Origin of the sequence: Tardiphaga sp. 768_D3_N2_1, assembly GCF_052076105.1 — a bacterium.
Lineage (GTDB): Bacteria > Pseudomonadota > Alphaproteobacteria > Rhizobiales > Xanthobacteraceae > Tardiphaga.
In genome coordinates this window covers 5,846,796-5,859,936 of record NZ_CP197245.1, presented here as the reverse complement: position 1 = coordinate 5,859,936, position 13,141 = coordinate 5,846,796, and the positions used below count along the sequence as shown (strand labels likewise).

General features: G+C 63.1%; 13 protein-coding genes. 7 read left to right on the top strand and 6 right to left on the bottom strand.

Annotation, left to right across the window (positions count from 1 at the left end; all coding sequences use genetic code 11):
- Positions 1-58 precede the first annotated feature (58 nt).
- The 4 genes from AB8A27_RS27565 (at position 59) to AB8A27_RS27550 (ending at position 4,544) form a co-directional block, all read left to right on the top strand.
- Positions 59-1,099, top strand: a complete 1,041-nt coding sequence (locus AB8A27_RS27565; protein WP_441244621.1) for a ligase-associated DNA damage response exonuclease — start codon at positions 59-61, stop codon at positions 1,097-1,099.
- On the top strand, positions 1,096-2,772 hold the full coding sequence (locus AB8A27_RS27560) for an ATP-dependent DNA ligase (protein ID WP_441244620.1): 1,677 nt from the start codon (positions 1,096-1,098) through the stop codon (positions 2,770-2,772). Before AB8A27_RS27565 ends, AB8A27_RS27560 begins: the two co-directional genes overlap by 4 nt.
- An 86-nt stretch (positions 2,773-2,858) precedes the next feature.
- Positions 2,859-3,164: a DUF6460 domain-containing protein gene (locus tag AB8A27_RS27555; protein ID WP_441244619.1), complete on the top strand. Its 306-nt coding sequence runs from the start codon at positions 2,859-2,861 to the stop codon at positions 3,162-3,164.
- A 30-nt stretch (positions 3,165-3,194) separates the two neighbouring features.
- The gene (locus tag AB8A27_RS27550; protein WP_441244618.1) at positions 3,195-4,544 is read left to right on the top strand and encodes an MATE family efflux transporter; all 1,350 of its coding nucleotides are present in this window, start codon (positions 3,195-3,197) and stop codon (positions 4,542-4,544) included.
- Here AB8A27_RS27550 and AB8A27_RS27545 read toward each other — a convergent pair.
- Positions 4,519-5,613: a quinone-dependent dihydroorotate dehydrogenase gene (locus AB8A27_RS27545; protein ID WP_441244617.1), complete on the bottom strand. Its 1,095-nt coding sequence runs from the start codon at positions 5,611-5,613 to the stop codon at positions 4,519-4,521. The genes AB8A27_RS27550 and AB8A27_RS27545 overlap by 26 nt on opposite strands.
- Complete coding sequence (locus AB8A27_RS27540; protein WP_441244616.1) at positions 5,613-5,954, bottom strand: DUF952 domain-containing protein; 342 nt, start codon at positions 5,952-5,954, stop codon at positions 5,613-5,615. Before AB8A27_RS27540 ends, AB8A27_RS27545 begins: the two co-directional genes overlap by 1 nt.
- 235 nt (positions 5,955-6,189) lie before the next feature.
- Here AB8A27_RS27540 and AB8A27_RS27535 point away from each other — a divergent pair, with 235 nt between their 5' ends.
- Positions 6,190-6,819, top strand: a complete 630-nt coding sequence (locus AB8A27_RS27535; RefSeq protein ID WP_441245055.1) for a S24 family peptidase — start codon at positions 6,190-6,192, stop codon at positions 6,817-6,819.
- An 84-nt stretch (positions 6,820-6,903) separates the two neighbouring features.
- Positions 6,904-7,413, top strand: coding sequence for an SgcJ/EcaC family oxidoreductase (locus AB8A27_RS27530; RefSeq protein WP_441244615.1), 510 nt, complete (start codon positions 6,904-6,906; stop codon positions 7,411-7,413).
- A 62-nt stretch (positions 7,414-7,475) separates the two neighbouring features.
- On the opposite strand, the gene AB8A27_RS27525 is transcribed toward AB8A27_RS27530, so the two are convergent.
- Together AB8A27_RS27525 and AB8A27_RS27520 are read right to left on the bottom strand one after the other, a co-directional pair.
- Complete coding sequence (locus AB8A27_RS27525) at positions 7,476-9,119, bottom strand: lysine--tRNA ligase (RefSeq protein ID WP_441244614.1); 1,644 nt, start codon at positions 9,117-9,119, stop codon at positions 7,476-7,478.
- 71 nt (positions 9,120-9,190) lie between these two features.
- Positions 9,191-10,021 carry a transporter substrate-binding domain-containing protein gene (locus AB8A27_RS27520; RefSeq protein WP_441245054.1) on the bottom strand — a complete coding sequence of 277 codons (831 nt, stop codon included), beginning with the start codon at positions 10,019-10,021 and terminating at the stop codon, positions 9,191-9,193.
- Between the two features lie 275 nt (positions 10,022-10,296).
- Between AB8A27_RS27520 and AB8A27_RS27515 the strand changes: the two genes are divergently transcribed.
- Complete coding sequence (locus AB8A27_RS27515) at positions 10,297-12,177, top strand: glycosyltransferase (protein WP_441244613.1); 1,881 nt, start codon at positions 10,297-10,299, stop codon at positions 12,175-12,177.
- On the opposite strand, the gene AB8A27_RS27510 is transcribed toward AB8A27_RS27515, so the two are convergent.
- Together AB8A27_RS27510 and AB8A27_RS27505 are read right to left on the bottom strand one after the other, a co-directional pair.
- Complete coding sequence (locus tag AB8A27_RS27510) at positions 12,168-12,761, bottom strand: SCO family protein (RefSeq protein ID WP_441244612.1); 594 nt, start codon at positions 12,759-12,761, stop codon at positions 12,168-12,170. The genes AB8A27_RS27515 and AB8A27_RS27510 overlap by 10 nt on opposite strands.
- Before the next feature lie 33 nt (positions 12,762-12,794).
- Positions 12,795-12,956: a hypothetical protein gene (locus AB8A27_RS27505; protein ID WP_441244611.1), complete on the bottom strand. Its 162-nt coding sequence runs from the start codon at positions 12,954-12,956 to the stop codon at positions 12,795-12,797.
- Between the last annotated feature and the right edge of the window lie 185 nt (positions 12,957-13,141).

The following is a 13,141-nucleotide window of genomic DNA, read 5'->3' as shown; positions in this document are numbered from 1 at the left end:
TGGGTCAAAGGGGCGTTCGCAGACTCGAACCAACCCGAGGCGGGCTTATATAACCGACATGCGTCCGCAAGACATCCTCATGTCCGCCCCTGCCGGCCTCTGCTGCAAGCCGGGCGGCTTTCATATCGATCCGGTCCGCCCCGTCGATCGCGCGGTCATCACCCACGGCCATTCCGATCACGCCCGCCCCGGTCACGGCCATGTGCTGGCGACGCAGGAAACCCTCGACATGATGCGGCTACGCTATGGCGACAATTTCGCCGGCAGCACGCAAGCCATTGCCTATGGCGAAACGGTCAGGCTCGGCGACGTCACCGTGTCCTGCCATCCCGCCGGCCATGTGCTCGGATCGGCGCAGATGGCGGTGACCTGCAAGAATATCTGCATCGTCGCCTCTGGTGACTACAAGGACGCCCATGATCCGACCTGCACGCCGTTCGAGGTCGTGCCTTGCGACGTGTTCATCACCGAAGCGACGTTCGGGCTTCCGGTTTTTCGTCACGGCGATGCCGCCGATGAAGTAAAGAAGCTGCTGGCTTCCGTCGCGCTGTTTCCGGAGCGCGCGCATCTGGTCGGCGCCTATTCGCTGGGAAAGGCGCAGCGGGTCATCAAGCTGATCCGTCAGGCCGGTTATGACGCACCGATCTATCTGCATGGCGCGATGGAGACGATCACACACTACTATCAGAGCCGTGGCATCGATCTCGGCGAGTTGCGCCCAGTGAAAGGCGTCAAGAAAGCCGACCTCGCCGGCACCATCACGCTGGCGCCGCCATCGGCCACATCGGATGTGTGGACGCGGCGCTTTCCCGATCCCGTCACCGCCTTCGCGTCCGGCTGGATGCGCGTGCGCGCCCGTGCAAGGCAGCGCGGCGTCGAACTGCCGCTGGTGGTTTCCGATCACGCCGATTGGGACGGCCTCTGCGCCACCATCGACGCAACCGGCGCCGGCGAAATCTGGGTCACCCATGGCCAGGAAGACGCGCTGGTGCATTGGTGCCAGAGCAAGGGCCTGACCGCGCGACCTCTTGCGCTGGTCGGCTATGGCGACGAGGAGGAAGAGGAAACTCTGCCGCCCGGCGAAAGCGCCGAGGCATGAATCGGTTCGCCGCACTGCTCGATCGCCTCGCCTATGAGCCCGGCCGCAACAACAAGCTGCGGCTGATCACGGGCTATTTTCGCGAGGTACCCGATCCCGACCGCGGCTACGCGCTGGCGGCGCTGACCGGTGCGCTGTCGTTCAAACATGCGAAAGCCGGATTGATCCGCGACCTCATCGCATCGCGGACTGATCCGGTGTTGTTCGAACTCTCCTATGACTATGTCGGTGATCTCTCGGAAACTGTTGCGCTGATGTGGCCGAAGGCCCAGGAGATCGCGCACAACAACCCGCCACCGCCGACACTGACCGAAGTCGTCACGACGCTGCGCACGCTCGGAAAATCCGAGCTACCCGCGCAGCTCACCCGCTGGCTCGACGAACTCGACGAGACCGGGCGCTGGGCGCTGCTGAAGCTCGTCACCGGCGCGATGCGCATCGGCATCTCCGCACGGCTCGCCAAGACGGCCGCTGCAGCCCTCGGCGACAAGGATCCGCATGATGTCGAGCTGATCTGGCCCGGCCTCGCACCGCCCTATGGCGAGTTGTTCGCCTGGCTCGAAGGCCGCGCGGAGAAGCCGGTCAATCGTGATCCTGCACCGTTCCGCCCGGTGATGCTGGCGCATGCCATCGAGGAAGCCGACTTCGCCAATCTCGACGCGTCCGATTTCGTCGCGGAATGGAAATGGGATGGCATCCGGGTTCAGGCGGTCAGCGGCAAAGGCAATAACGGCAGGATCGTCACGCGGCTCTATTCGCGCACCGGCGAGGACATCACCGGAAGTTTCCCGGACCTAGCTCCATCGCTACGGTTGCCCGGCGCAATCGATGGCGAGCTGCTGGTGCTGCGCGAGGGCCGCGTGCAGTCATTCAACGTGTTGCAGCAACGGCTGAACCGGAAAAGCGTGACGCCGAAACTGACGAAGGAATATCCCATTCATCTGCGCGCCTATGATTTGCTGAGCGATGGCGAGACAGATCTGCGGCAGCTCCCATTTGAGCAACGCCGTGCAAAGCTCGAAGCCTTCATCACCGAGCTTGATGACGATAGGATCGATCTGTCCGACCAGATCCCGTTCGCAACATGGGATGCCCTCACCGCCGCACGTGCTGATCCTGTCAGTGCCGGAGCCGGCCAAGATGCCGACGCCGTCGAGGGCGTGATGCTGAAGCGGCGCGACTCCCCTTATCTGCCGCGACGACCGAAAGGCCAGTGGTGGAAGTGGAAGCGCGACCCGCACATCATCGACGCGGTGCTGATGTATGCGCAGCGCGGCCATGGCAAGCGCTCGTCCTATTATTCGGATTACACCTTCGGCGTCTGGACTGCAGGCGACAGCGGCGACCAGCTCGTGCCGGTCGGCAAAGCCTATTTCGGCTTCACCGACGAGGAGCTGCTGCAAATCGACCGCTTCGTCCGCCGCAACACCACCGAGAAGTTCGGCCCGGTCCGCCACGTCACCCACGAGCCCGACAAGGGGCTCGTGCTGGAAGTCGCCTTTGAGGGGCTAGCCCGCTCGCCCCGGCACAAGTCGGGGGTCGCAATGCGGTTTCCCCGCATCAGCCGGCTGCGCTGGGACAAGCCCCCGCGTGACGCAGACCGCCTTGAGACGCTGGAGCGCATGCTAAAGGCGGAGACCACAATTACGCCCGCCGAGCCTGCCACGCCTTGACGACGCATACTTGACGAACAAGCCGGGTTCCCCATTTGCGTGGGACCACCTATGATCAGCGCGCGATTTGCGCGCAGGAGACTACGATGCAGCCAAATGAGACCCGGGACTTGCCCGCCAACAATGACGGCCTGTCGCGCTTCCTCGGCGGTTCGCCGCTGGCTGTGCTCGGCCGGTTGGTGCTGCTGTCGATTCTGGTCGGCGTCGTTCTCGCCGCCATCGGCTTCGATCCGTGGAACATCGTCGCCAGCATCCGGCGCCTATTTCAGTGGGTCTATGACCTTGGCTTCGACGCCATCAATGGTCTGTGGCGCTACTTCCTGCTCGGCGCCGTCATCGTCGTTCCGATCTGGCTGATCTCGCGACTGTTCAGCGCGCCGCGCGGCCGCTGACAACAGCATCATCCGCTTCAGGCTGCATTGATGTCGTCGGAACTGTCCGTCACCAACAGGCGCGTCTTTGCCATCGCCGGCCCGGCCATGCTGGCCAATCTGACGACGCCGCTGATCGGCATCGTCTCGACCGCAGCAATCGGCCGACTCGGCGACCCACATTTGCTCGGCGGTGTGGCTTTGGCCTCCGTGGCATTCGACTGCATTTTCTGGCTGTTCGGATTTCTGCGCATGGCGACGGTTGCCTTTACCGCACAGGCGCTTGGCGCCGGTGAGCGGATCGAGGTCCGCGCGATCCTGCTGCGTGCATTGATGCTCGGAGCGGTGATCGGGCTGACGCTGATCATCTTGCGTACACCGCTGGCGGGGCTGGTGTTCAGCATCATGGGCGGCAGCGACGCCGTCACATCCGCCGCACGCGAGTATTTCTTCATCCGACTCTGGTCCGCGCCGCTGATGCTTGGCAACTATGTCATTCTCGGCTGGCTGGTCGGCCAGGCGCGTACCGGCATCGCTCTGGCACTGCAGGTCGGCATCAATCTCGCCAACATGGCGCTCACCGCCTTGCTGGTTCTGCAATTCGACTTTGGCGTCAGTGGCGCAGCACTGGCCACGGTGGTCGCGGAAACCGCTGGCTTTCTCGCCGGCCTCGCCGCGGTGTGGAAAATCCTGGGCGGCCGCATCGATGTTCCGCGCGCTGTCCTGTTCGACCGCATCCGGCTGTTGCGGCTGTTCGCAGTCAACCGCGATATCATGATCCGCACGGCAGCGTTGATTGCTGCATTTCTCTTCTTCACGGCGCAGGGCGCCCGCGCAGGCGACCCGATCCTGGCTGCCAATGCCGTGCTCAACAACTTCGTCATGATCGGTTCGTTCTTCCTCGACGGCATCGCCACCGCCGCCGAGCAGCTCTGCGGTCAAGGCACCGGCGCTCGCGACCGCAAGCAGTTTTCCCGAGCCGTAAAGCTCGTCCTGATCTGGAGCGCGGCATTCGGCATCGCTGTCACGCTGCTATTCGTGCTGTTCGGCGGCGCGCTGATCGATTTCATCACCACCAGCCCCGAAGTTCGGCGCGCTGCGCGGGATTACATGCTGCTAGCGGCGCTGGCACCCGCATGCGGCGTCCTCGCTTATGCCTATGACGGCATCTATATCGGCGCATCATGGGCCCGCGACATGCGCAACCTGATGCTGCTGGCGCTGTCGATTTACATCGCCGCATGGTTCGCACTGGCCAGCCTCGGCAATACCGGACTATGGCTCGCATTTCTGGTGTTCATGCTGTCGCGCGGCGCGTTGCAGGCGCTGCGTCATCCAGCCCTGCTACGACAGTCGTTTCCGCAGCAGACCTGGCTTACGCCGGCCAGTCTTCCGCTGTGATCGTCGCCGCATCGGCGCCGACGATTTCCGACAGCGACTCGCGACCGGTGCGCAGCAGCGTCGAGGACAGATCAGCCTTGATGCTGTCGACGAGACCGACGCCTTTATAGACCAATGACGAGTACAACTGGATCAGGCTCGCACCCGCGCGGATCTTGGTCAGTGCAGCACCGCCGCTGTCGATGCCACCGGCGCCGATCAGCGGGAACGCACCTTCGACACGCACGAAGGTCTCCGCCACCATGCGGGTGGACAGCCTGAACAGCGGGCGGCCAGACAACCCGCCCTGCTCTTTCGCGCGCGCCTGCTCGCGCAAGGTCGAGGGGCGACCGATGGTGGTGTTGGCGACGATCATGCCATCGACGCGGCGCGAGCGCGCGACATGGACGACATCGTCGAGGTCGGCGAGGCTGAGATCGGGCGCGATCTTCAGCAGTACCGGAGAATCTCCCGCATTCTTGCGGACGCGCTCACGCGCGTCGATCACCCGCGCCAGGAGATCGTCGAGCTCGGTGGCCTGCTGCAGATTGCGCAGCCCCGGCGTGTTCGGCGATGACACGTTGACGGTGAAATAGCTCGCCACCGGCGCAAAGGTCTCAATCAGCCGCACATAATCCTGCGTGCGATCGGGCGAATCCTTGTTGGCGCCGACATTGACGCCGACGATACCACCATTCTGCACACGTGCAGCCAGCCGACGCAGCACGACCTCCGCACCGTCATTGTTGAAGCCGAGCCGGTTGATGACCGCTTCGTCACGCTCCAGCCGAAAGATGCGCGGGCGTGGATTGCCGGATTGCGGCTTCGGCGTCACCGAGCCGATCTCGGCGAAGCCGAAGCCAAGACGCAGCAGCGCATCCGGCACTTCGGCATTCTTGTCGAAGCCGGCCGCGATCCCGACCGGATTGGGGAAGTTCAGACCGAATGCACGGACCGCGAGTTTCGGATCATCCGGCCGCGGGCGGGCGTAAGGCAGCATGCGCAACCCGCGGATCGCGAGGCGGTGCGCGTCTTCGGCATCGAGCATGCGCAGCATCGGCAGGGAAAAGGCATCGAAAGCGCGGATCACTATTTGAGCTCCGGAATGTCGTGGTTGCCATCGGAGCGCGCGCGCAGATCCATGATGGCCGTGACGGCGCCGAGATCGAGTTCGCCGTAGAGATGCGGGAACAGATCGCCGCCGCGGGACGGCTCCCAGCGCAAGTCGTCACCGAGTGCGTCTGCGTCCACAGCGATCAGAAACAGGCCGGTCTGGCCGAAATAGTACTTTCGGAGCGTCTCGGGGAGCTGTGCCGCGGTCGAGAAATGGATGAAGCCATCCCGGGCATCGTCGGCGCTGCCGCGATAGGCGCCCTGACGCTCGGCCTCGCGCCAGCTTGAGGCCGGACAGATTTTATAGATGGTGCGCAACCGCCCAGACTTCCAAATTGTTGAATCAGCTGTTTTTCGATGTGGTGCGGACGCCAGTCGCTCGATTCAGGGCTGGAGTCGGCAGGTGACCGTATCGACGGCACCCCTCCACTTCAAGGCTGCACATTTTTTTCAAATGCCTGTTGCGAAATCCGTGCATTCACGGCAATAATTCCTAGATTTCGCCACGATTCACCGCCCCGCAGAAATCCGGGCCAACGGACTGAAACCGATGATGCTCTCGCACGCCCAGATCTGGAACGCCCTTGACCGCCTTGCCGAACGCAATGGCATGTCACCCTCCGGCCTTGCGAAGAAGGCGGGGCTCGACGCCACCACCTTCAACAAGTCCAAGCGCATCACCAATGACGGCCGCGAGCGCTGGCCCTCGACCGAGTCGGTCTCGAAGGCACTGACCGCGACCGGCGTGACCATCGACAGCTTCGTCACGCTGATCGAAGGCACCAAGCGCATCGTGCAGTCGGTGCCGCTGCTCGGCTTCGCACAGGCCGGCCATGGCGGTTACTTCGATGATGCCGGCTTTCCCGCCGGCAGCAAGGGCTGGGATGAAGTCGGCCTGCCTTCGGTAAATGACGAGCACGCCTATGCGCTGAAGATCACGGGCGACTCGATGAAGCCCGCTTATCGCGACGGCGACATCATCGTCGTTTCGCCGGAAGCACAGATCCGCAAGGGCGACCGCGTCGTGGTCAAGACCAAGGACGGCGAGGTAATGGCGAAGGAATTGAAGCGCCGGACCACGAAGATCATCGAACTGCAGTCGCTCAATCCGAACCATGTCGATCGCAGCTTTCCGGCCTCCGACATCGCCTGGATCGCGCGCATCGTCTGGGCGAGCCAGTAACCGAACACACTTCTGGACTGGCGTCCGGCCATCGAATGATCTATGCGAGTTCCCCATCCGGAACTCGCAACCTTCGGTGAAGCCATGAAAGCCAGAACCATCGTTGCCGGCGCGATTGCGCTGGCCCTCGTCAGCGTAGGTTCTCTCGCACATGCGAAGCCCATGACCTGCGCAGTCGTCACGACGAAGCAGATCGAAGCGCTGTTCGACCGCTGGAATGCATCGCTCGCGACGCTCGACGCCGCCAAAGTCACCGCCAATTACGCCTCCGACGCGGTGCTGCTGCCGACGGTGTCCAACACCCCGCGCACCGACAGCGCCGGCATTCAGGATTACTTCGTCCACTTCCTGGAAAAGCACCCGCAAGGCAAGATCGATACGCGGACCGTCAAGATCGGCTGCAACATGGCATCCGACGTCGGAACCTATACCTTCACGCTGACCGGCAAGTCCCCCGGCGATACGCAAATCGTCAAGGCCCGCTACAGCTATGTCTATGTCTACCGCGACAAGAAGTGGCTGATCGCGCATCACCACTCATCGGCAATGCCGGAGCCTGTCACACCAGCAGCAGCGACTGCAGCGCCGAAATAGGCATCAAGACAAAGGCGCGCTCCATCAGGAAGCGCGCCTTTGACGTTTCGCAGGTGTGGGCCTCACGCCGAGCGCGCCAACGCGCCGTCGATCATGTTGATCGCATTCTGCACGCCATAGATCGCGACGAAGGACCCGAAACGCGGGCCTTTCTCCTGGCCGAGCAGCACCTGATACAGCATGTTGAACCAGTCCAGCGACACGCCGGGCCGGCCATCCTTGGCGAGCTTCTTGTGATCAAGGAACGGCTCGCGGCGACCGATCTCATAGACCGCGTTCTGGATATCTTCCGGCGTCGCTTCTGTCGGCAGTTGCGACAGCGCATCGCGCAGATCCTGCAGCGCCACACGCTCGACATCGGTGGGCTCGCGGAACATCTTGGTCGGCGCAACGAAGTCCCGGTAGTAGTTGATGGCATAGCCGACCATCGCGTCGAGCCGCGGATGCGTCTCCGCGGAGACGCCCGGGCGATAGCGCCGGATGAAGCCCCACAGGGTTTCGGCATTCTCGGCGTTCGACGACGACACCAGCGTCAGCAGCAGCTGGAACGTCACCGGCATGTCCGACACCGGCGGATCGCCGGCATGGATGTGCCAGGCCGGATTGGACAGCCGCTGCTTCGGATCCTGCTTGGCGTAACCTTCGACGAATTGCTGGTACTCGTCGACATTGCGCGGGATCACGTCGAAGAACAGCCGCTTGGCCGCCTTCGGTTCGCGATACATGAACAGTGACAGCGATTCAGGCGAGGCATAGCGCAGCCATTCGTCGATGGTCAGGCCGTTGCCCTTCGACTTGGAGATCTTGCCGCCCTTGTCGTCGAGGAAGAGCTCATAGTTGAAGCCTTCCGGCGGTGTGCCGCCGAGTGCCGCGCAGATCTTGCCCGACAGCTTTACGGAGTCGATGAGATCCTTGCCGGCCATTTCATAGTCGATGCCGAGCGCAGCCCAGCGCATCGCCCAGTCGGCCTTCCACTGGCACTTCACATTGCCGCCGGTGACCGGCGTCGTCACTTCTTCGTTCGTGTCAGGATCGACATAGGTGACGGTGCCGGCAGCCACGTCGCGCCGGATCATCGGCACCTGCAGCACAACGCCCGTTACCTTGCTGATCGGCAGGAACGGCGAATAGGTCGCGCGGCGATCCGGGCCGAGGGTCGGCAGGATGATGTCCATGACCTTGTCATAGACCGCGAGCATCTTCAGCAGCGTCGCGTCGAAACGGCCGGATGTGTAGTAGTCGGTCGACGAGGCGAATTCGTAGTCGAAACCGAAGTGATCCAGGAACGCGCGCAGCCGCGCATTGTTGGCCGCGCCGAATGACGGATATTCGTTCGAGAACGGATCCGGCACCCGCGTCAGCGGCTTGCCGAGATGCGATGCCAGCATGTCCTTGTTGGGCACATTGTCCGGCACCTTGCGCAGGCCGTCCATATCGTCGGAGAAGGCGATCAGCCGGGTCTTGATCTTATCCTCGGTGAGCACGCGGAAGGCATGGCGCACCATGGTGGTGCGCGCGACCTCGCCGAAGGTGCCGATATGCGGCAGGCCCGATGGACCGTAGCCGGTCTCGAACAGCACTTCGTCTTTTGGCGTTTTCTTCAGACGCGCCACCAGCGCCTTCGCCTGCTCAAACGGCCAGGCGTTGGAATTCTCGGCGAGCGCACGCAGGTCGCTCGGGCTCATGGTGGGATCAGGCGTGGACATCGTGATTTGGGCCTCCGGGCCGCGGAACCTAGCGGCTCCGCACCAAAATGCCAAACCGCGAATTGAGAGAGTTAGAAGGGGCTGACCGAGAAATAACGCAGCCACAGATCGGTGTAGCGGCCTTTCTCCCAGACCCGGAACAGGGCCCAGTTCAGCGCCTGGCGCAGTGTGTCGTTGCCTTTGCGGACGGCGATGCCGATGCCTTCACCGAAAAAGCGGCTTTCGACGAAGGGCCCGCCGCTGAAGGCGCAACAATCTGCGGAATCGCTGCCGTTGATCCAGAAGGCGAACGAGATCGCATCGCCGAAGATGAAATCGACCTCGCTGCGTTTCAGCGCCTGGCGTAGCGCATCGTCGTTCGGAAAAGGCACCAGCACCGCATCGGTGAACATCGCCTTCAGATAGGCCTCGTGGGTCGAGCCCGCGATCACGCCGACCTTCTTGCCCTCGATATATTCCGGGCGAATCTCGGGCATTACGGCATTCTTGCGGGCCGCGAAGCGCGCCGGCGCGCGGTAATAGGGATCGGTGAAGTCGACGCGGGCGCGGATCTGCGGCGTCACAGCCATGGAAGCAATGATGGCGTCGCCACGGTTGCTGGAGATGGCATCCAGCAGCGTCTCGAAGCGGCGCATCTGCACGGTGCAGGTGACCTTGATCTCCTCGCAGAGAAGCCGCGCGAGATCGACGTTGAAGCCTGCCGGATTGCCATCGGGGCCGGTGAAATTGAACGGCGGATAGTCGGTCTCGGTCAGGAAGCGGATCACGGTGATGCGCGACAGGTCCGGACGGTCCGGACGGCGACGCGGATCCCAGAAGCCGGGCGCGGCCTGCGGACCCGGCTGGCCCACGGCCGGAGTCGGCGTCTGCGCCAAAGCCGGCGCGGCCGAAAACAGCGACATCGCCACGGCCAGCAACATGCCAAAAACCGTCGCGAGCGTCAGCGCAGTTGCGCGACGCCCTGCCAGAGGTATTTGGTTGCTGGAATTAACCATCTGTGGTTGCATATAGGTGCTTCCGGATCGCGGTCTTATAGACCATCCGGCGCGAGACGCGAGTAGCGTTTGTGGCGTGGGGGCGTTGCATGGGCGTGCAGCAATCTTTCGGGGGTCATCGGCCGCGCGTCTGGCGCCAGCCGGCTGCCGCGCTAGACCCGCCTCCCATACCGATCGGCAGAATGTCTTCCTTCCCCATGCGGGATCCTGCCGGGCTGGACCGGGGCAAAAACCCAGCCAGCGAGCTCGACTGCCTGCGTGGCATACTCCCGGTCCCGCTTCTGCACGCTGCGGAACGACGGAGTCGCGAACTCAATCTGGGCGCCGATCAGATCCTGATCCGATGGGGCGTCATCAGCGAGGAAAAGTATGTCGCACATCTGGCCCGCCACCTCGGCATCGGCTTCGACGATCTCTCGACTGTCGGGCGCGCTCACTGCCCCCTGGCGGATGCCGACCTTGCGCGGATCGCAGAGTCCGACATCCTGCCGCTCCGGGATGATGACGCACTCAACTGGGTCGTCGCGCCGCGCGCCTTCGCGGCACGGCGGCTGACGCGTTTCTCCACCACATATCCATCACTGATCGCGCGCATTCGGCTGACCACGCGGCGTCACCTGCATCAATATCTGACCGAGCAAACCGGTTGCGCGCTTTCTGATATCGCCGCCGAAGGCCTGCTGCAGAAGCAACCTGCCATGTCGGCCAAGTCGGCCATCGGCTGGCGCCAAGGATTGCAGCCGGCGATTCTGCTGCTGGCATGCGCGGTTCTCACGCTTCTGTATCCGACGCTGACAATGGATCTGATCGGCGGCCTGGCGGCGATCTGGTTTCTCGCCTTCTCGCTTCTCAGGCTGACTTGCGTGCTGGTTCCGCCGCAGCCGGAGCAACAGTTTCCGCCGCTCCGCGACGATGAACTGCCGATCTACTCGGTGGTCGTCGCGCTCTATCGCGAGGAAGCGTCCGTTCCGGGCCTGTTGCGATCCCTGCAAAGGCTCGACTACCCCTCCGAAAAACTCGACATCATTCTGGTGCTTGAGCCCGACGATCTACGGACACGCGCGGCGATTGCCAGAGCCCGGCCGGGGCCACAGGTTCAGGTCCTGATCGCACAGACTGCGGGACCAAAGACCAAGCCGAAGGCACTGAATGTTGCACTTCCCTTCGTGCGCGGCAGCTTTCTGACCGTGTTCGACGCCGAAGACGATCCTGACCCCGGCCAATTACGCGCCGCGCTCGGCATGTTTCGCCAGCACAGCGACGACGTCGCCTGCGTTCAGGCCGGGCTGCATTTCGACAACCTGACGCACAGCCTGCTGTCGCGCATGGCGGCAGTCGAATATGCCGGGCTGTTCGCTGTCTTCCTGCCCGGGCTTGTCGCACTGGGTATGCCATTGCCACTTGGCGGCACCTCCAATCATTTCCGCACGGACACCTTGCGCCGCATTGGCGGCTGGGACGCCTATAACGTCACGGAAGATGCCGACCTCGGGATTCGCCTGGCGCGGCTGGGCTATCGCTCCGTAACCATTCCGTCAGTCACGCTCGAGGAAGCACCGATCGCGTTCGGCGCGTGGCTGCGGCAGCGCTCACGCTGGATGAAAGGCTGGATGCAGACCTGGGCCGTGCATATGCGCGATCCCCGCCGATTGTGGGACGAAGCCGGCGCGCGGGGATTCCTCGCACTCAACATCATTTTCGGCGGCAATATCCTGACGTCGCTGGCCTTCGCGGTGCTGGTCGTCAAACTTGTCGCCTGCCTGCTGCTTGCCGATAGCGCCCTGCTGTTTGGCGACCGGTTGTCGTCACTGCACGTGCTGGCCATCGCCTGCGGCTTCATCGCGACCTGCGTCCTGGGTCTCACCGGACTGATACGTCGTGGCCGTCTGCGCGATGGCTGGATCCTGGCCCTGACGCCGATTTATTGGGGATGCCTCTCGATCGCGACCTGGCGCGCCCTGTGGCAATTCTGGACCCAGCGCTATCACTGGGAAAAGACCGAGCACGGACTCGTCCATCGGGCCGGGACGATGGCCGCGAGCCGCGGGCGAGTTCAGAGATAGCGCTTGAGATCCGCGACTGCTTCCTCCGGCTTCCGCTTGAGGTTGAACGGCGCGACGAAATTGCCGTCCTTGTCCATCAGATAGACCAGCGCAGTGTGATCCATCGTATAGTCGCCGTCCTTGGTCGGCACCTTCTTGGCATAGACGCGGTAGCCGGAAATCACCTTCGCCACCGCATCGGGCGTGCCGGTTAGTCCCTTCAGATGCGGATCGAAGCTCGTCAGATAGTCCTTCATGATCGCCGCCGTATCGCGCTCGGGATCGACCGAAACGAAATAGGTATTGAGGCGATCGGCATCCTTGCCCATTGCGCGCAGCACTTCCGACATTTCAAAAAGCGAGGTCGGGCAGATATCGGGGCAATGGGTGAAGCCGAAGAAGATCAGCGTCGGCTTGCCCTTCAGGCTCTGCTCGGTGACGGTCTGGCCGGACTGATCCGTGAGCTGGAACGGACCGCCGATCGCGGCCGGTGCAGCGACATTGCGGAAACCTCCCGTCAGCCACAGCACGACCAGCAATCCCGCCGCGAGGCTGCTGGCGAAGGCAGCAATGACGACCAGCGGCCGGGTGGTTCGATCAGTCATGGAATGTCCCCTGAAATGCCCTTTGGCAGCCGATCACATGCAGGCGGCGATGCCGGTCTTGATCATCTCGAAAAATACGGCCGTGCCGTAATGTGCCCATAGCCCGATTGCCCCCACCAGAAGGAGCGCCACGAACGCCGCGGCCGATGCGACAATGACCGACGCAAGCCGAGACGACCGCTCGGAGGCGGGCATGGTGCTCTCGGGCGTCGATAAAGGCTGCACCATCAGACGATCTCAGAATGGCCAAGGCCCGAGATCATTCCGGAGCCCGCCATCCGGGTTCCAGATATGCCGAGATGATGACGCGGGCAAGCGCTCCCGGCGCCGCAGGGCATCACGTCATGCTGATGGAATAAAAGTCAAATCGACCTGGAGCC

What these genes read in the sequence shown, in the direction of transcription:
- AB8A27_RS27565 (WP_441244621.1), top strand. Translation starts at nt 59, where the DNA reads ATGCGTCCGCAAGACATCCTCATGTCCGCCCCTGCCGGCCTCTGCTGC.
- AB8A27_RS27560 (WP_441244620.1), top strand. Translation starts at nt 1,096, where the DNA reads ATGAATCGGTTCGCCGCACTGCTCGATCGCCTCGCCTATGAGCCCGGC.
- AB8A27_RS27555 (WP_441244619.1), top strand. Translation starts at nt 2,859, where the DNA reads ATGCAGCCAAATGAGACCCGGGACTTGCCCGCCAACAATGACGGCCTG.
- AB8A27_RS27550 (WP_441244618.1), top strand. Translation starts at nt 3,195, where the DNA reads ATGTCGTCGGAACTGTCCGTCACCAACAGGCGCGTCTTTGCCATCGCC.
- AB8A27_RS27535 (WP_441245055.1), top strand. Translation starts at nt 6,190, where the DNA reads ATGCTCTCGCACGCCCAGATCTGGAACGCCCTTGACCGCCTTGCCGAA.
- AB8A27_RS27530 (WP_441244615.1), top strand. Translation starts at nt 6,904, where the DNA reads ATGAAAGCCAGAACCATCGTTGCCGGCGCGATTGCGCTGGCCCTCGTC.
- AB8A27_RS27525 (WP_441244614.1), bottom strand. Translation starts at nt 9,119, where the DNA reads ATGTCCACGCCTGATCCCACCATGAGCCCGAGCGACCTGCGTGCGCTC.
- AB8A27_RS27520 (WP_441245054.1), bottom strand. Translation starts at nt 10,021, where the DNA reads ATGTCGCTGTTTTCGGCCGCGCCGGCTTTGGCGCAGACGCCGACTCCG.
- AB8A27_RS27515 (WP_441244613.1), top strand. Translation starts at nt 10,297, where the DNA reads ATGTCTTCCTTCCCCATGCGGGATCCTGCCGGGCTGGACCGGGGCAAA.
- AB8A27_RS27510 (WP_441244612.1), bottom strand. Translation starts at nt 12,761, where the DNA reads ATGACTGATCGAACCACCCGGCCGCTGGTCGTCATTGCTGCCTTCGCC.
- AB8A27_RS27505 (WP_441244611.1), bottom strand. Translation starts at nt 12,956, where the DNA reads ATGCCCGCCTCCGAGCGGTCGTCTCGGCTTGCGTCGGTCATTGTCGCA.